The 18,618-nt window shown below is 41.9% G+C and carries 14 protein-coding genes; 2 read left to right on the top strand and 12 right to left on the bottom strand.

Annotated elements, in window-relative coordinates; genetic code table 11:
- Nucleotides 1-66 precede the first annotated feature (66 nt).
- Nucleotides 67-1,599, top strand: a complete 1,533-nt coding sequence (locus C1721_RS00615) for a family 43 glycosylhydrolase (protein WP_102406196.1) — start codon at nt 67-69, stop codon at nt 1,597-1,599.
- 56 nt (nt 1,600-1,655) lie between these two features.
- Here C1721_RS00615 and C1721_RS00620 read toward each other — a convergent pair whose 3' ends face one another.
- From C1721_RS00620 to C1721_RS00645, 6 genes are all read right to left on the bottom strand, one after another.
- Nucleotides 1,656-2,093: a DUF695 domain-containing protein gene (locus C1721_RS00620; protein ID WP_102406198.1), complete on the bottom strand. Its 438-nt coding sequence runs from the start codon at nt 2,091-2,093 to the stop codon at nt 1,656-1,658.
- A gap of 47 nt (nt 2,094-2,140) precedes the next feature.
- Nucleotides 2,141-3,097 carry a transporter gene (locus C1721_RS00625; protein WP_102406200.1) on the bottom strand — a complete coding sequence of 319 codons (957 nt, stop codon included), beginning with the start codon at nt 3,095-3,097 and terminating at the stop codon, nt 2,141-2,143.
- A gap of 158 nt (nt 3,098-3,255) precedes the next feature.
- On the bottom strand, nt 3,256-5,244 hold the full coding sequence (locus C1721_RS00630) for a glucosamine-6-phosphate deaminase (protein WP_102406202.1): 1,989 nt from the start codon (nt 5,242-5,244) through the stop codon (nt 3,256-3,258).
- 182 nt (nt 5,245-5,426) lie between these two features.
- On the bottom strand, nt 5,427-6,593 hold the full coding sequence (gene nagA, locus C1721_RS00635) for an N-acetylglucosamine-6-phosphate deacetylase (RefSeq protein WP_102406204.1): 1,167 nt from the start codon (nt 6,591-6,593) through the stop codon (nt 5,427-5,429).
- 20 nt (nt 6,594-6,613) lie between these two features.
- Entirely contained in the window at nt 6,614-7,780 is a 1,167-nt protein-coding gene (nagA, locus tag C1721_RS00640; RefSeq protein WP_102406206.1) for an N-acetylglucosamine-6-phosphate deacetylase, read from the bottom strand.
- 115 nt (nt 7,781-7,895) lie between these two features.
- The gene (locus C1721_RS00645) at nt 7,896-9,839 is read right to left on the bottom strand and encodes an ABC-F family ATP-binding cassette domain-containing protein (protein ID WP_102406208.1); all 1,944 of its coding nucleotides are present in this window, start codon (nt 9,837-9,839) and stop codon (nt 7,896-7,898) included.
- Nucleotides 9,840-10,087: 248 nt separating this feature from the next.
- Between C1721_RS00645 and C1721_RS00650 the strand changes: the two genes are divergently transcribed.
- Nucleotides 10,088-10,642 (top strand): DUF3332 domain-containing protein, encoded by a 555-nt coding sequence (locus tag C1721_RS00650; protein ID WP_102406210.1) that lies wholly within the window; start codon nt 10,088-10,090, stop codon nt 10,640-10,642.
- Nucleotides 10,643-10,735: 93 nt separating this feature from the next.
- Here C1721_RS00650 and C1721_RS00655 read toward each other — a convergent pair whose 3' ends face one another.
- The 6 genes from C1721_RS00655 to C1721_RS00680 all read right to left on the bottom strand — a co-directional run bounded on the left by C1721_RS00655 (nt 10,736) and on the right by C1721_RS00680 (nt 18,510).
- Complete coding sequence (locus C1721_RS00655; RefSeq protein ID WP_102406212.1) at nt 10,736-11,719, bottom strand: TlpA disulfide reductase family protein; 984 nt, start codon at nt 11,717-11,719, stop codon at nt 10,736-10,738.
- A gap of 15 nt (nt 11,720-11,734) precedes the next feature.
- On the bottom strand, nt 11,735-12,508 hold the full coding sequence (locus C1721_RS00660; protein WP_102406214.1) for an EFR1 family ferrodoxin: 774 nt from the start codon (nt 12,506-12,508) through the stop codon (nt 11,735-11,737).
- Between the two features lie 115 nt (nt 12,509-12,623).
- Nucleotides 12,624-13,880, bottom strand: a complete 1,257-nt coding sequence (locus tag C1721_RS00665) for a TolC family protein (protein WP_102409171.1) — start codon at nt 13,878-13,880, stop codon at nt 12,624-12,626.
- A 1-nt stretch (nt 13,881) separates the two neighbouring features.
- Nucleotides 13,882-16,992, bottom strand: a complete 3,111-nt coding sequence (locus C1721_RS00670; protein WP_102406216.1) for an efflux RND transporter permease subunit — start codon at nt 16,990-16,992, stop codon at nt 13,882-13,884.
- 5 nt (nt 16,993-16,997) lie between these two features.
- Complete coding sequence (locus C1721_RS00675) at nt 16,998-18,107, bottom strand: efflux RND transporter periplasmic adaptor subunit (RefSeq protein ID WP_102406218.1); 1,110 nt, start codon at nt 18,105-18,107, stop codon at nt 16,998-17,000.
- Nucleotides 18,108-18,147: 40 nt separating this feature from the next.
- The gene (locus C1721_RS00680) at nt 18,148-18,510 is read right to left on the bottom strand and encodes a hypothetical protein (protein ID WP_102406220.1); all 363 of its coding nucleotides are present in this window, start codon (nt 18,508-18,510) and stop codon (nt 18,148-18,150) included.
- Nucleotides 18,511-18,618: the final 108 nt, after the last annotated feature.

Here is an 18,618-nt window from a genome sequence, read left to right on the forward strand (position 1 = left end):
TAGTAACGAATGGATGAATCGCAATAAATCTATTATATTTGTTTCGTTTTTAAATCAATTCAGACCATGAAAAAGACTATTTTTACAATTGCCTGCTCTTTGGCATGTATATGCGGCATGCACGGACAACCGAAAGGATTCTTTAATAATCCCGTAATCGGCGGAGACGTTGCAGATCCGTCTATTATACGAATAGGAGAAACGTATTATGCCACCGGAACTTCTTCCGAATGGGCACCTTTTTATCCTGTATTTACTTCTACTGACCTGGTAAACTGGAAACAGACAGGGCATATCTTCAACAAACAACCCGAATGGACTTTATCCTCTTTCTGGGCTCCGGAATTGTTCTATCACAACAATAAGGTATATGCCTATTACACGGCACGCAACCTGAACGGTATTTCATACATCGGAGTAGCTACATCAGACAATCCTACTGAAGAATTTACGGATCATGGCGTATTGGTAGAATTTGGGAAAGAAGCCATTGACGCTTTCGTCTTTTATGACAACGGAGAATTATACATCTCATGGAAAGCATACGGATTGGACAATCGTCCCATTGAACTGCTTTGCAGTAAACTCTCTGCCGATGGCCTGCATCTGGAAGGTGAGATTTTCACCCTGCTGCGAGATGATGAACGTATCGGTATGGAAGGGCAATGTCATTTCAAGAAAGGAGATTACTACTATATCGTCTACTCCACCAATAGCTGTTGCGGTCCGCAAAGTGACTACCAAGTAGCTGTAGCCCGTGCCAAATCATTAAAAGGGCCATACGAAAAGTATGAAGGCAATCCGACCCTTCACGGAGGAGGCGATATACAATCGTGTGGACATGGAACTATGACAACGACACCCGACGGACGTATGTTTTATCTCTGTCATGCTTACCTGACTGACGGTAATTTCTATGCCGGACGCCAGCCTGTTTTACAAGAAATGATCATAGGTGATGATGATTGGGTACATTTTAAAACCGGTGAAACAGCACAAATACAGCAGCCTGTGCCTTTCGCCGGAACTGAACAAAAACAGGCAGCTATATTCAAGGATACTTTCAAAGATAAGAAACTCAAGGCGGAATGGTCGTGGAACTATCCGTATGCAAATGTCTGTACAAAGACCGGCAACGGTAAACTAACGCTGAGCGGCCTCATGAAAGAAAACAACAAAAACGGCTCTGCTCTCTGCCTTCGTTCCATAAAGAAAGATTACGAATTTGAGACGCAAATTATCAACCATAACAACAGTCTGAAAGGTCTTACCCTTTATGGAGACGACAAAACGCTTGTGGCTTTCGGCTGCAAAGACGATAAACTATTAATCAAAGAAATAATAGACGGGAAGGAAAACATCGTTGGTGAAATATCAATTCCGGTTTCATCACCTTATCTGAAAATAGAAGTAAACGAGGGAACTCAATGTTCTTTCCTTTGGAGTAAAGACGGCAAGAAATGGAATTTAGTTGACGGCATCACTCCTAAACGGGATTATAGTAAACAGGTACGTTGGGACAGAGTAGCACGGCCCGGATTGATTCATTGCGGAGTTCAGGAACAACCTGCCGAATTCAGTTATTTCAGCTATTATTGATAAAACGGGGCACAGGGATTTCTCCTGTTGCCCCTCCCAATTAGAATCCCGGCATTTCAGTCTACCGTCCACGCTTTCATCTCGTACATATCCTTATATTCCTCCCACTCCGTATCTACTTCCGTATAAATAGAGATCGGCAACAATTCAAATGAGGCCAGAGCTTCATTCAAGCGTTCGCCAAAGACACGTACTGTACGTGTATAGAAGACCCATACTTTTTCACCACCACCGGTATAAATACCGGTCATGATAGAAAGTTTGTCTTTCTCCATCGCTTTCTGCAAAACAGCCTGCATCGCTTCCATCCTTCCGGCTGTTTCTTCCGAAGGCATGCCCAAGCGGTCAGGTTCATACTTCCAGGTAATTTCAGCCCGTTCCTTGAATTTGCCGGATTGAATAAACTCGGTAAGTTCATCACGTCCATTGACAGTTACCATTTGTCCCGATTCATTTTCCGACAGAGCGGTAAACCACTGATTGCTTAGTCTCATATTTTTTATTTTTTAGAATGCTAAATATACACTCATCTATTTATAGTTTAAATCATTTCACTCTCTTTCTTTCTCTTTTTCCACAACTGATAGCTATTAAACAAATTTTGCCATACGACGTACGATCCCGGGCCAACCGAAGAAAGCGGATCGAGGTAGGTATAAGCCATCCAAATAGCGAGAACCGTATTTTTCTGTCCCAGAGCCTGGCCGGCACTGATACGGTCTTTATAAATCGTTCCGACTTTTTTACCCAGAAAGAATTGCACGGCGCAGGCGACGAATCCACCCAGGGCGATCATCACTTCCACAAATACCGGCGCATCACTATTGACAAGCGACTTCGTGGTCTGTGCCATCACGATTGCCAAGGCTACGCCCCAGAGATAAAAGGCCAGATCGTGGAAACCGATCAAGATATGGAGAAGTTTCGGAAAAACGTAGCGAAGCAATAAAGCCAGAAAAAAAGGGCAAAGCAACAACGGAAAGACTTTGCTCAAAATAGTCAGGAAGGCCGTAAAGAAAGTCACACTCGTATGAGGCTCAACTAAGGGGAACAACAATGGGACGGCCACAGCTGCCAGTATATTAGACAACAAAGTATAGGTCGTTAAACTGGATGTGCTCCCTCCTAATTTCCCGGTAATCACGGCTGCCGCTGTCGCTGTAGGACAGATCAGGCAAACCATCGCCCCTTCAAAAACTTCTTTATAGGCACCTCCCATCCGGATGAAGATTAATAGAGCGGCTAAGGCCGTTGCGGAAACCGCCTGAAATAACAGCAACCACCCATGCCAGGGAGAAGGCAATAATTCACGCGGGGTAATTTTACAAAAAGTAAGCAATAATTGCGCAAAGATAAGGAAAGGGGTAAGATACGCAATTAAGGTGTTCATAAACGGTTTTGTCGGCTCCAGGAATGAGAAGTTGGCAAACATAAAATAACCGCATATACCGGCCAACATGGCAACAGGCAATGTCCAGTTCTTCAGAAAATTCAACATATTACCTATCCTTTTTTATTCGGGTGCAAAGTAACAGTATATAAAGGAGAGAGACAAATATTTAAAGACAATAAAAATGGGTTTTAACTACTTGTTTCCTTGTAGCTAAAACCCATTATTGCCATGTATTTATATTCACTTCTGTGAATAAAATAATCTTAACGCAACGGGATATATTGTACAAAAGCCTCCATTGCTTCGTAAGAAGCTAAACCAAGCTGATGATACAGCTCGGCAGTTGAACGGTTACGATCTTCTGCACGCTGCCAGAACAGACGTTCGTCGTCACCAAGGAACGGAGCACTTTCCGCCTGAGACTGGTGTTTCAGAATCGCATTTCTCTTATGGCGCAATTCTTCCGGTGAAATAGGAACTGCCATTTCCACATGATCCATTTCCCATTCAGCCCAAGCTCCACGATACATCCATACGCGACAGTTCTTCATCCATTCTTCATCCTTCACTTCATCAATAGCAGCCAAAACGGCATCCAAACAAACTTTATGAGTTCCATGAGGATCAGCCAAATCACCGGCTACGAACATTTGATCCGGTTTCACTTCGAGTAACAAGTTCTTTACAATATCCTTATCGGCATCACTCAAATCATTTTTCTTAACCATACCTGTTTCATAGAATGGTAAGTCGAGGAAGTGAACATGATCATCCTTGACACCGGAATAACGGCAACCATGACGGGCTTCTTCACGACGGATCGTACCTTTCATAAATAAAACATCCTTACGTTCCGGTTCGCCATTCTCAACCTTTTCAAAACGAAGGTAGTTAATGATTTCTTCCGCTTTTTTCTTTACGGAATGATCTCCTGCCGCATACTTGTCACAGACATCACGCAGATATTCACAATAACGGATTACTTCTTCATCACCCACAGCGATATTACCGGAAGTCTGATAGGCGACATGTACATCATGATGCTGATCGCACAACCGGCGCAAAGTTCCACCCATAGAAATTACATCATCGTCCGGATGTGGACTAAACACAATTACTTTCTTTGGATATGGAGTAGCCCGTTCCGGACGATTTGAATCGTCGGCATTTGGCTTTCCACCCGGCCATCCTGTAATAGTATGCTGGATGTCATTAAAGATTTTAATATTTACATTATAAGCGGAACCATATAGAGCCAACAATTCTCCCAACCCATGTTCGCTATAATCTTTATTCGTCAATTTCAGAATAGGTTTTCCCGTCAACTGGCATAACCAAACGATAGCACGACGAATCAATTTGTTATCCCATTCACAATTGGAAACCAACCACGGATGGCAGATTCTCGTTAAACTATAAGCAGCGGAAAGATCTACCACCACTTTTGCATTAGGATGGTTTTGCAGGAAAGAAGATGGAACAGCATCACTAACCTGACCTTCAACGGTCTTAGCTATAATATCCGCTTTATCTTCACCCCAAGCCATGAGGATTGCATTTTTCGCTCTCATCATAGTGGAAATACCCATCGTTATCACACCGGCAGGCACATTCTCTACAGAAGGAAAAGTGCGGGCTGCTTCTTTACGTGCCGCACCTTCCAATACAACCAGACGAGTACGTGAATTGATAGTTGAACCGGCAGCATTAAACATGATATTGCTGGCGCGTCCCAAGCCTAACAGGATATAATCCAATCCACCCAAACTCTGTATCTTCTCTTCGTATTCGCGACAGAATTTCAGAATATCATCTTTCGGCAGACTTCCGTCAGGAGCATAAATATTAGCCGGAGCAATATCCACATGATCAAACAACGCTTCTCTTAAATGAGTCACGTTTCCGGTAGATGCGGAATTCAACGGATAAAATTCATATTCTACAAAAACGATTACATTACGGAAACTCAAATTCTCTTCCTTATGCATACGGATTAATTCTTTATACACACTTTGCGGGGAACGTCCACCGGGAAGAGCGATAACAAACGACTCGCCTATTTCTTGTTTCTTACGGATTTGATTTGCTATTTCATTTGCGATAGACAACGCTCCTTCATCAGCCGACTCGTATATATTAGTCGGTATCTTTTCCATGCGAGTTAACACAGAATTCTCAAAATCATTTTCCGGACGATAATACTTTTGCGGTATACGCGTCAGGGTAATCTTTGAACTTAGGTTTGTTTTCATACCTGATCTTTATTTTAATTCATATTTTTAACTTGAGTTACAAATATAACAATTTGCCACCAATATCCCTTTATATTGATAAAACAAATTTATGACGTAAAAGATTTGATTTATCAGGATTAAAGCATAAAAAAGGCTACCCCGAACAAAGGATAGCCTTCCTGTTTATTTTGAATATAACATTATGTCAATGTATTTGTATCCGGAACTAATTTTCCCATTGACCAAACGGCACGGACATTATAATCTCTGTCAAGAATGACAATATCTGCATCCTTATCACGCTGCAAAGTTCCCTTCCGGTTATCAACTCCCATCAAGCGTGCCGGTGTTTCAGAAGCCATACGCACAGCATCCGCCAACGGAATATCCGCTTTCTTCACCATTGTACGGACTAATTTATCCATTGTCGCAATACTTCCGGCCAATGACGAATGATCTACTAATTTACATACGCCATCTTCTATAATGATACGTGAACCGATAGCCGGTTCTCCACCGTCTGCCGCGTAGGAAAGAGCATCGGTTACCAGAGACATACGTTCCACCCCTTTCAGTTTATACACCAAACGGAGAATTGTGGATGGCAAGTGTTTACCGTCAGCAATTACCTCAACCGTCATATCATCCATAAGGAAAACACTTTCCACCGTTCCTTCATATTTATATTCACGACGTTTGTGGAAACCAGGCATTGCGTTATAGAATTGGGCTGCATGTGTAAAGCCGGCCTTATAAGCATTCTTTATATCTTCAAACTCGGCCTCCGTATGTGTAATCGCCGCCAAAAGCCCTTTAGAGGTGATATACTGCGCAAACTCATGAGCACCTTCCAGCTCGGGACTAATATCCCAACGTCTGATGCAGTTCGTACTTTCCAGCAAAGCCATATATTCGTCTTTATCCAGTTCTTTTATCGTATCCGAATATAAAAGACCTGCCATTTTCGGATTTAAATACGGGCCTTCTATATGGAGTCCCATAACCGGACTATCTTTCTCCGCCATCAAACCTTCACAAACCGATACAGCCTTGTAAATATCAGGTATGGTAGACGACGAAAGTGTAGGAAATATTGATGTAGCTCCATATTTCATATGAGCCGCGACAGCTCCCCGAAAAGCGTCTTCCGTACAATCCCGGAAATCATAATCTCCGCCCCCATGTATATTCATCGCAACAAAGCCCGGAACAATATACATGCCTTTGGCATCAACCACAGTCGCACCTGTCAAAGCAAGATCATTATTTGTGACCTCCAATATCTTTCCGTCTTTAACTAAAACAGAACCATTCTTCAACCAACCTTGTGGCGTAAGGATATGACCATTTATAATCTGAGTCAGCATAATTCCAATCCTCCTTATTTTCAGAATAATTTATTGGTGCCTTCCACCAACTTACCCATTGCCCAAACGGCTCTTACATTTAAATCGTCATCCAGCACCATCAGGTCAGCATCTTTACCACGCTGTAATGTACCCTTTCGGTCGTCCACACCCATGATACGGGCAGGAGTTTCCGAAACCATACGAACCGCATCTTCCAAAGGAATTTCCGCCTTTTGCACCATTGTACGGATCAAACGGTCCATCGTCGCAATACTTCCGGCAAGGGCGGAACGGTCTGCCAGCTTACAAACGCCATCCTCAATAATAACACGCGGATCGAAAGCCGTGTTACTGTCACTGGCCGCACAAGCCAAAGCATCTGTAATCAAACATGTTTTTTCCACTCCTTTTATCTTATATACCAAACGAAGAATCGTTGGTGGCACATGAATGCCATCGGCAACTACCTCTACCGTCATGTCATCAATCAGGTAAATACTTTCAACAGTTCCTTCATATTTATATTCCCTGCGTTTATGAAAACCGGGCATTGCATTATAAAAATGGGTAGCATGTGTATATCCGGCTTCGTAAGCCGTACGGATATCATCGTATTCGGCTTGTGTATGACCAACAGAAACCAATATGCCCTTTGATGAGACGTATTTTCCAAACTGCATGGCACCAGGTAACTCGGGAGCGGCATCCCAGCGTTTGATGCAATTTGTTTCTTCCAAAAGAGGAATATATTCTTCCGGGTCCGGATTCTTAATATTTTCAGGTAATTGTCCTCCGGCCATCTTCATATTAAAATAATGTCCTTCCAGATGAAGTCCCAAAACAGGACTGTCTTTCTCGGCCATCAACTTTTCTGTGGTAGCCGCAGCTGCACAGATCATCGGAATTGTTGAAGACGATAATGTCGGGAAAATACTGGTAGTTCCATGTTGCATATGGGCGGCAACAGCCGTACGAAACGCCTCTTCCGAACCTTCCATAAAATCTCGTCCGCCACCACCATGAACATGAATTTCTATACCACCCGGAACAATATACATGCCCTTAGCATCAATCAGCGTAGCACCGATTACTGCAAGATCGCAGTTTGTTACTTCCAGGATTTTGTTGTCTCTTATCAGAACAGAGCCGTCTTTCAACCAGCCCTGAGGGGTAAGGATTTTTCCGTTTATAATTTGAGTTAACATCTTGTAAGAATTAGGCTTTTTGTGTGTTATGTTTCATCACACAAAGCTAAGGACTTTTTACAAAACAAAGTTATTCGTTTTAAATTATTTTCAAATATAAATGCAAATATTACGTTCACGCATTTTCCGTTGTTAATCTGTCCTTTTCAATGGTTAGCTCAGTCCATTTATCCATCGTTTCGGAAAGCTCATTTTTCAGATTCGAATAGTCCGTATACAAAGAGGCATCCGATGCTCCTTCCGGAGTTGCCAACTTGGTTTCTATAACAGCTATGGAGTCTTCCAGTTCCGTTATACGGTTTTCGGCATCGGCAATTGCCTTTTCCAGTTTTTTAATTAACCGGCTCTGCTCCTTACGGGCTTCGTATGAGAGCTTATTTTGTGTAGGTTGCACTTCCTGAACATCCGAAGTCACAGAGACTTGCGCCGTACGCTCCAATTCACGCAAGCTATCCATTTTCTTATGTTCAAGAAAGTCGTAAATACCACCAAGATGTTCTACCACTTTTTGATTTCCGAATTCATATACTTTCGTAACCAGACCATCCAAAAATTCTCGGTCGTGGGACACAACGATCACAGTTCCGTCAAATTCCTTCAAGGCTTCTTTAAGCACATCTTTAGAACGCATATCCAAATGATTCGTCGGCTCATCCAGAATCAACAAATTGACAGGCTCCAACAACAAGCGAATCATTGCCAAACGCGTTTTTTCGCCTCCGGACAAAACTTTCACCTTTTTATCCGAAGCTTCACCTCCAAACATGAAAGCTCCTAATATATCACGAATTTTCAAACGGATATCACCTTGAGCAACATAATCTATCGTTTCAAAAACAGTAAAATTCTCATTCAACAGTTGTGCCTGGTTTTGGGCAAAGTAACCAATCTTTACATTATGCCCTAATTGAAGTTTGCCTTCATAATCTGTTTCTCCCATAATACATTTTACGAGAGTAGATTTACCTTCTCCGTTTTTTCCTACGAAAGCGACCTTATCACCGCGGTTAATAGTAAATGTCACATGCTGAAAGATCAAATGATCTCCATAGCGTTTAGCCACATCCTCTATAATAACCGGATATGATCCGGAACGGGGAGCCGGCGGAAATTTCAAACTCAGCATAGCAGTATCCGTTTCATCCACTTCTATACGTTCAATCTTTTCCAACTGTTTGATGCGGGACTGTACTTGTACGGATTTCGTTGCTTTATAACGGAAACGCTCAATAAAAGCTTCCGTGTCCGCCAGTTTTTTCTGTTGGTTTTCAAAGGCACGGAGTTGTTGCTCACGACGTTCTTTGCGAAGCTCCACATATTCGGAATACTTCACTTTATAGTCATATATTTTACCCAGTTCTATTTCTATTGTCCGCGAAGTCGTATTATCAATAAAAGCACGGTCATGTGAAACCAATATAACGGCATTGGCACGGGTAGCTATAAAATTTTCAAGCCATTGGATAGACTCTATATCTAAATGATTCGTCGGCTCATCAAGCAATAATATATCAGGACGGCGTAACAACAGTTTAGCCAATTCGATACGCATACGCCATCCGCCGCTAAATTCGGACGTAGGACGGTCAAAGTCATTATACGAAAATCCCAAACCAACTAAAGTACGTTCCAATTCCACATGATAGTTGTTTCCTCCTATCAACTGAAAATGTTCGGAGAGATGCGTAACACGGTCTATTAACTTTTGATACGCCTCCGACTCATAGTCTGTACGTTCACTTAATGCCATATTCAAACGTTCAATCTCCTGCTCCATTTCATGGATATGCTCAAAGGCACGTTCAGCCTCCTCACGAACGGTTCTTGAATCTGCCAATTTCATTTGCTGCGGCAAATAGCCTATCGTTACATCTTTAGGAATGCTAACTGTTCCCGATGTAGGAGATTGCATGCCCGCAAATATCTTTAACATTGTAGACTTTCCCGCACCATTTTTACCTACTAATGCAATACGATCTTTCTTATTTACAACAAATGACAGATCATCAAACAGTGTAAATCCACCAAACTCAACCGTTAAACCTTCAACTGAAATCATATCTTTATATTTTCCGGCAACAAAGATACGACAACAGTGTACATTTCCCCGCATTCGGAAGAAAAAAGAAATCCTTTCGAAAGAAATAAAAATTTCTTCCGGATGAAACAAAAAGACATCCCGATGGTTTTATAAAATCATCGGGATAATTTCACAAAAACATCCTGATCTTAATAAATTGACATTTCATATAAAAAATAAAATATGTATCTTCGCAATCAATTAACAGCTAATAACTTTAAAAACGCATGAAAAAAAGAAGTGTAACATTACTATTGGCTACAACACTTGCCAGTAGTGTATTATTTTCATCTTGTATTGGTTCGTTTGGTTTAACCAACAAGTTGTTGTCATGGAACAGAAACATTGATAGCAAATTTGTTAACGAACTGGTATTTATCGCTTTCTGGATTGTTCCTGTATATGAAATCTCTGCATTGGCAGATGTATTGGTAATCAATTCTATCGAGTTTTGGAGTGGAAGCAACCCAGTTGCCGACGTTGGTTCTGTAAAGACTATTGATGGCAAAGACGGTGTTTATACCGTAGAAACCAAAACAGACGGGTATCATATCCAAAAAGAAGGCGATGAAAAAGCGGTCGATCTCGTATTCGATGAATCGGACAAGAGTTGGAGCATTGAAGCGAATGGAGAAACAACTAAGTTGTTAAAGTTCGAAAATGACGACGAAGTTGTTATGTACTTGCCAGACGGTAAAGAAATGAATGTAGAATTAAATCAGGCTGGCGTACTTGCTTTCCAACAAGTTGCTAATAACTATTCTTATTACGCAGCAAGATAATATTCAAACAAAAGGCTGTCTTGTAAAAATAGTTTACAAGACAGCCTTTCTTTTTTGCTAATAAGAGCAAATACAATAGGAAATATCGGTTATCTATTTTATCACTTCCTCTAATTTCCGGTGAAGCTCCTCACCTGTAATATTCTTGGCAATGATCACCCCGTTCGGATCAAGCAATACATTAGCCGGAATGCCGCGAATTCCATAAAGAGCAGGAATTTCCGAATCCCAATATTTTAAGTCGGAAAGATGTGTCCAGGTTAGCTTATCATCACTAATTGCCTTCATCCATTTATTCTTGTCTTTGTCCAACGATATACCGATAATCGTGAAGCCTTTATCTTTATAATTTTGAAATGCCTTCACTACATTCGGATTTTCACGACGACAAGGAGGACACCAAGATGCCCAGAAATCCAACAATACATATTTACCTCTGAAATCAGATAAAGAAACCATTACTCCGGCTGTATCCGGCAAAGAAAACTCAGGTGCGACCTGACCAATCTGTACATGTTCCAACTGCTTAATGATTCCATCCAGATCCTTAACATAAGGGCAATTTGCCAATGAAGGAGAAAGTTTGGCTCGTGTTTCTCTCAAACCATCCAACGGTAACTGATATGTAAAATAACGATACAGGTAAAAAGCAGCAACCGGAGAACTCGGATATCTGGAAACAAGGCTATCAATATTATATCCTTCCTCAAAAACTTTCTCGGCATTTTCCCAGAAAAGGGTGTTGATCGGAGAATCCTCTATTGTAAGAGTTTTTCCATCGGCATCCAACTTAACATTCATCGTTACGTTTTCCAAGAAAAAAGACTGGGGATATCCCATTTGGTCGGTAGCCAAGCCATATAACAACGGTTGATCCACTTCGCCTTTAAAAGTAAACTTTCCATCTTTTACCTCTGCCGTATCGACATCAAAAAACATTTTGTTGCGGAAAGATTTCAGGTAGATCTCGCCATCGGACATACCTTCCACTTCACCATTAATCACATAGCCTTTCGAGGCTTCTTGGCAGCCAACCATTAACAGGCTTGCCAAGACAATCATTATTAATTGCTTCATACACAAATCTATTTATTATTTATAATCAGGATGATGATAACGTCCTTTGTTCAGTGTTACTTTGCCATACTCTATAGCTCGCACGGGACAACGGTGGATACAAGCCAAACATTGGATACAAACATATTCCCATACAGGTTTTTCTCCCTTTTCCACAGATATTGCATCATGCGGACACATCTTTTCACATTGGCCGCAAGAAATACAGGCGTCCGTTGCATAAAAATCATTACGGCGCATAAACTTGAAGAAAAGACGATTGAGAACCCGAGTCTTCAAGAATGCAGCCCATCCCCGATGATATAGCGAAGCCTTTCTATTACCGTTTATATCATCTACAATGGCAGAAATCCGTTTAGGTGCATTCTCCAATTTCCGTTGTTGCACTTCTTCCGAATCCACATCAAAGCCAGGTAACAGAATGTAATTATTAGGCATTTGAACAGAATAGGCTTTCGTTAAAGAAAGTCCTCTTATATTCAAATATTTACGCAACACTTTATCAGCCAATCCACAATCGTCGCCACACGTGCAAACAGCGTAAATAGGATTGCCATCGTAATTGTCCAGAGTCAAAAAATGAATGAACCAATGAACCGACACAGGAAGTCCCCACGCATGTATGGGAAAAACCAGAAACACTTTTTCTCCTTTCTCCAAAGAGTATTGATGGTTCATAGAACCTTTATCCCATTCTTCTTTCATTGAAATCAATGCTCCTCCGAATATATCTCTTAATGCTTTAGCGACCCAAAGCGAGTTTCCCGTTCCTGTGAAATAAAATATCATACTTGATGTTTACTTTTTCCAATGCAAAAATAATTATTATTCAATCACATACATCATTTCTGTAAAAACAAAAAATAAAAAAGAGTGTTTCTTTAAGGAAACACTCTTTTTCATTCTACAACTCAACATCCCATATTCCGGCACTTCTTTCCAATTCCACATAAGCGGCACTATAATTAAAAAGCGTCTCTATATACTGGGCCTGTACATCATCATAAGTACGCTGGGCATCCAATACTTCCAACAAAGAAACCTCTCCTCTATTATAGCTATAAATTTTACCATCTATCACTTCACGGGCCTGTCGAAGCAATCCGTTCTCATACTGTTTGACCTGATCGGCAAAAGATTGGTAATTACGATATGCCTGTACCACTTCCGTCTGTACTTGAAGCAACGCCTGTTGATATTGCAACTCAGCCTGTTGTTCGCGGAAACGGGCAGCATGCACACTTCCTTTATTAAAATTTGAGAACTTTAATGGAACTGCTATACCTGCCGTCACTCCCGTAAACGGAGGCGCAGGAGCTTCCTCATTCCGAACCCTGTTATTACGGCTTACCGCAATAGACAAATCCACATCCGTATTCCGTTCACGACGGGCAACCCTCAATTCTCGTGAAGCTACTTCCTTATTTTTCAAAGCAGCCACCAAATCCGTACGATTCTCACTTGCTGTTGAAATAAGATCATCCAAAACAAATGTACGTAAATCCGTATGCAAAGCGGCTTTTGGCTGATACAATGTATCATGGCTCAAAGTACCCATCAGCAGATTCAGATTCGAAAAAGAATTATGCAACTCTGCACCGGCTTGCACCAGTTCATTATGCAAAATACCCGCCTCTACACGACTTTGCATAGCGTCTATCTCACGAATCTGACCTAAACTAAAACGGATACTATCGCTCTCCGCCAGCTTTCGGATATTATCATACGCATTCTGTTTCACGTTATACAGTTCATTTTGTTTAAGAGCTCCCATATAAGAGATAGTAGCATCCGCCTGCAAATTACGGAAATAATCGGCAAGCAAAGCCTTTGACAATTCGCTTTCACTACGCGCAAGGGCAATACCGGCCCCTCGTTTACCGAATGAAAAAGTTTTACTAAGCTCCACTTCTACGCTTTGTCCCATCTGCAACGTATGGTCTTCATTATTGGAATATGAGACAGAAAGGTTTGGGTCGTTAAAGACCTTTGCAGCAACGATCCCGGCCTCAGATACGTTTACATTCAGTTTCTCGGCAGCATATTCCAGATTTCCGGCCGTTACCTTTTCCATATATTGGCGATAGTTAACCGGAACTAACGTCTGTGCCTGCACTGACATGAAGCAGCACAATACACTTAATACCATATAATATTTCATATTATTCATCCTTCAATTTACAATCTTCCTGTATGACATCTTTTTGGGAATAATGTTTCTCTATCATATAGTAAAGAGATGGCAATACGTAAAGAGTTATAACCGTAGCAAACATTAACCCATATACAATAACCGTAGCCAACGGACGCTGTACATCCGAACCAATTCCCGTACTAAGTGAAGCCGGCAGCAATCCTAATACAGCAACCGTAGCCGTCATTAATATAGGACGAAAACGGTGTTTCGTTCCCGTTATTACAGCATCTTTCAATTCCCGCCCTCGACTACGCAAGTTATTAATATGTGAAATCATAATCACTCCATTCTGGATAGCCACACCGATAAGGGCAATAAAACCGACAGCAGAAGAGACATTCAAGGTCATTCCCCGCACATTCAGGGCCAACATACCTCCAAACAATGCTAACGGGACTACGCTCATCATCAGAGCTGCCTGACGGAACTTTCCACAAGCGGCAAAGAGTAAAAGCAGCATAATTCCCAATGCCAACGGTACGACCGCCGCCAAACGGGAATAAGCCCGATGTTGGTTCTCAAACTGACCGGCCCACTTTAAATGAACTTCGTCATGGTTATATTTTATTTGTTTATCAATGGCATCATTCGCTTTATTCAGGAAAGCCGTCAAATCCACTCCCCGCAAATTAACACGAACGGTTAAATGCCTTTTATTCATTTCACGGGTAATGGTACTGGCGCCGGTAGTCATCTTGATTTCAGCCACCTGAGACAAGGGTATTTTAGTTCCGCTATCCGTAGTGAGCAATAAATTACCGATGCGCTCAGGGGAGTTACGGCTGGCATCATCAAAACGACAAATAACATCATAACTTTTACTTCCTATAAATATCTGGGAAATAGAAGCGCCGCCGATAGCCAATTCTATCAGGTCAGCGACATCCGATACGTTCAAGCCATACTGGGCTATACGGGCACGATCGGCAATAATCTGTAACTGCGGAAGAGGCGGTTCCTGATCAACGGCCACATCGGCAGCTCCGGGAATGGCTTTCAATACATTAGCCACCTTATCTGCAATATGGCGCGTTTCCGTAACATCATCGCCGTATATTTTCAATGCCAAATCACTATGAGCACCGGCAATCTGGTCCATAACCATGTCAATAATGGGCTGAGAGAAACCAACAGAATAGCCGGGCATGGTAGAAAGCTTCTGTGCCATTTCTTCTATCAGATCAGCTTTCGATTTCCCGAATTTCCAGGTGTTATATGGTTTCAATCCTACTCCGCATTCAATATGGGAAAGAGAAAATGCCTCAGCTCCTTCATCATCACGCCCAACCTGAGTCATGACATAAGAAACTTCATCAAACTGCTTTATCGCATTCCGAAGCTCCGCACCCATTTCCTTCGATTTCTCAATAGAAATACCCGGAGGCAATTGTACCTGTATCCAGATCGCTCCCTCATCCAACGGAGGAAGAAAATCTTTTCCCACCGTATAGCTTAATACACCTGCCGCCACAAGTATGACGATCAACGGAGCTATCACTTTTTTCGGTTTTTCCATTAACCGCACCGTTTGGTTATGATAACCTGCGGATAGTTTCTCCAACCAACGGTTATGATATATTTTACGCGGCTTCCGATAGGCATAAAACGCCAGTCCCGGTATCAGGAACAAGGCGACGCTTAAAGCACCCAGCAAAGCATATCCCACCGTATATGCCATCGGGGTAAACAATTTCCGTTCGATATGTTCAAAAGCGAACAAGGGAACATAAGCCGTAATAATAATTAATGTAGAGAAGAAAATAGGACGTGCCACTTCCGTTGTACGACGCAAGATAGATTCTTCGGTAAGTATTTCGTCCGGATGACGCTCACGCTTCTTCAATATCGTTTCCATCATCACAATAGCCCCATCTACCAATATACCAAAGTCTATTGCTCCTAACGAAAGCAGATTGGCGGGAATATCAGTGATCTGCATCAGTATAAAAGCAATCAATAACGAAAGCGGGATGGTAAGCGACACCAGCAAAGCCCCGCGCCAGCTACCCAAAAAGAGAATAAGCACAAGAACCACCAATACCATTCCTTCAAACAAAGTATGTGATACCGTGTGCAAAGTAGTATTAACCAAGTCCGTACGATCCATGAACACATGTATATGAGTTCCTTCCGGAAGAACTTCGTCATTCAACTCGTTTACAGCCGCATGCACACCATCCAGCACTTGAGAAGGGTTTTCGCCGCGAAGCATCTGAACCACACCTTCCACACCATCGGAGTAGTCGCGTTTATTATCCGTAAAACCATAGACACCTTTACGTTCCAGATTACCATATTTCAGTTTACCTATATCATTCAAATAGACAGGAACTCCATTCACTGTTTTGATCACGATACGTCCCAGGTCTTCCAAATCTTTCACCAATCCAATACCCCGGATTACGTAACTCAGATCACCATGGCTCAACATACTACCACCGGCATTCACATTGTTTTTCTCGATCTTCTCAGTAATATCAGCCAGTGTAATGTTATATTCTTCCATTTTATTTGGATTCACCTCTATCTGGTATTGTGTAGTGATACCGCCGAAATTACTCACATCAGCTACACCCGTTACCTGCTTCAAACGAGGAATAATAACCCATTTATGAATGTCCGTCAATTCACGTAAATCCAAGCGGTCACTTTCCACCACATATCGAAAGATTTCCCCTGTCGGAGAAGTCAATGGGTTCAAACCGGGTACAGCATTATACGGTAACTCTACATCTACCAGACGTTCTTGCACACGTTGACGTGCCCAATAATCATCTATACCGTCGTCAAACACCAACACAACAGTAGATAATCCGAACGTATTCTTACTGCGCATTACATTCAACCCGGGCAGGCCATTCATCGCCCTCTCTATAGGAATACTTATCTGTTGCTCTATCTCTTCCGCTGCCAAGCCGGGAACTTGCGTCACCACCTGTACTGTAGTATCGGCAATGTCTGGATAGGCATCAATAGCCAGTTGCGTCCACGAATAATACCCCACAATGGCCAGAAATAAGAATAACACGAACATCAGTCCTCGCCGATGTATCGCTGTATAAATTATCTTTTTCATAGCTATTAACGCGCGTCAAGTAAATAAAAAGCACCGGTAGAAATCACCTCGTCTCCTGGATTCAAACCGGAAAGAATGACTGTTTTATTATCTTCCGTAGGACCGGACACCACTGTCTGCTTACGATAATTATTATTTCCCAACGACACCAATACATAGGTCTGGTTTTCTTCTTGAAGGATAGCAGAAGTAGGGATACGGATCACTTCAGCTTCTTTATCGCTCAGTTTTACCGTACCATACATCGCAGGCTTTATCAGACGGGCAGAGTTATCACATTCTATCAACACTTCTACCGAACGGGTTTCTTCATCAAGCATCTCGCTGATGTGATAAATCGTTCCGGAGAAAGGCTTATCCGGCATCGCTACCAGACGGATTTCCACATCATCCAAAGCCAATATCATTCCCAAATCCTTTTCTTTCACATGGGCAACGACCCAGACCTTATCCAGATTGGCAATAACAGCAATCGGATCAGAATCCTCCTTGAGATATTGCCCTAATACAATCCGGTCTGTCACGACTTCACCGGCTATGGGGGAACGAACCACTAACGGTTGTCCAAGTACCAGTTCATCCGGATTTATCTGGAAGACTTTAAGGGCAGCCAAAGCATTCTCGTAGTCTTTCTTTTTCAGTTCATAATTTACCTCTGCTTCCTCCAATTCCTTTTGGACTCCCACTTTGTTTTGTATCAGGTCTTGTTCACGGCGAAGACTTTTCAGAGCCAGTTCCATTTCTTGTTTAGCCTGATAATATCCTTTGCCTGTTTCATAAAATGAAGGAGAACTAATTTCGAATATAGGACTGCCCGGTATTACTTTCTGTCCCAGGCGAACAAACGATTTGGTAATACGCCCCGCAAAAGGCGACGCGATCTCCGCATAATTAGAAGGAATGGCTTTTACCACTCCGGATGTAGTAAACTCCATACGATAAGGAGTAAGTTTCACAACTTCGGTTTGTATTTTGGACAATACGGGAGATTTTTCACCGATATGGACAGTATCCCCTTTTAATGTTACGGCATAAGCCTCTTCTTCACCATCTTTATGAGTATGGCAAGAACACAAAACTATTGCAGGAAGCAACAGTAGTAATAGATGTTTCATATTTAATCGCTGTAATTATGTATAAAATAGAATAAGATTATTACTGATACATAATTACATACGGGGGATCACGTAAATTGCAGAGACGGACAGACCTTACGAACGTCCTATTCCTGTAAGGTTGAATAAATACGGACAAAAGAACCCATGCCATTACTCCCAGAAATGAGTAGTGCATCAGTTCAATATACATTTCGGTTAACTCTTCAATCGTATTGAATGCGGCCGTACTATGATTGTGATGAGGCAAGCCGTCAGCACCCGGCAAATAAGGGTGAGAGTGTGTAATGGTATAAGTAGGGAAATAATGTGTATGGGTAAAGGCCGTTCCACCCACGTAGTAACCCATAAAGAGTACCACTAAAACGAATCTTAGCCACTTTAAATTACACAATGTTTTCATCCATCATCTTCTTACGACACAAAGGTATATAAAAGATAATCAACTTCATCGTTTTGCTCAATGAATCGAAAAGGATAAAGCATTATTATTTGGCATAACGCGATTTTA

It is taken from the genome of Parabacteroides bouchesdurhonensis (assembly GCF_900186615.1).
Classification (GTDB): domain Bacteria; phylum Bacteroidota; class Bacteroidia; order Bacteroidales; family Tannerellaceae; genus Parabacteroides; species Parabacteroides bouchesdurhonensis.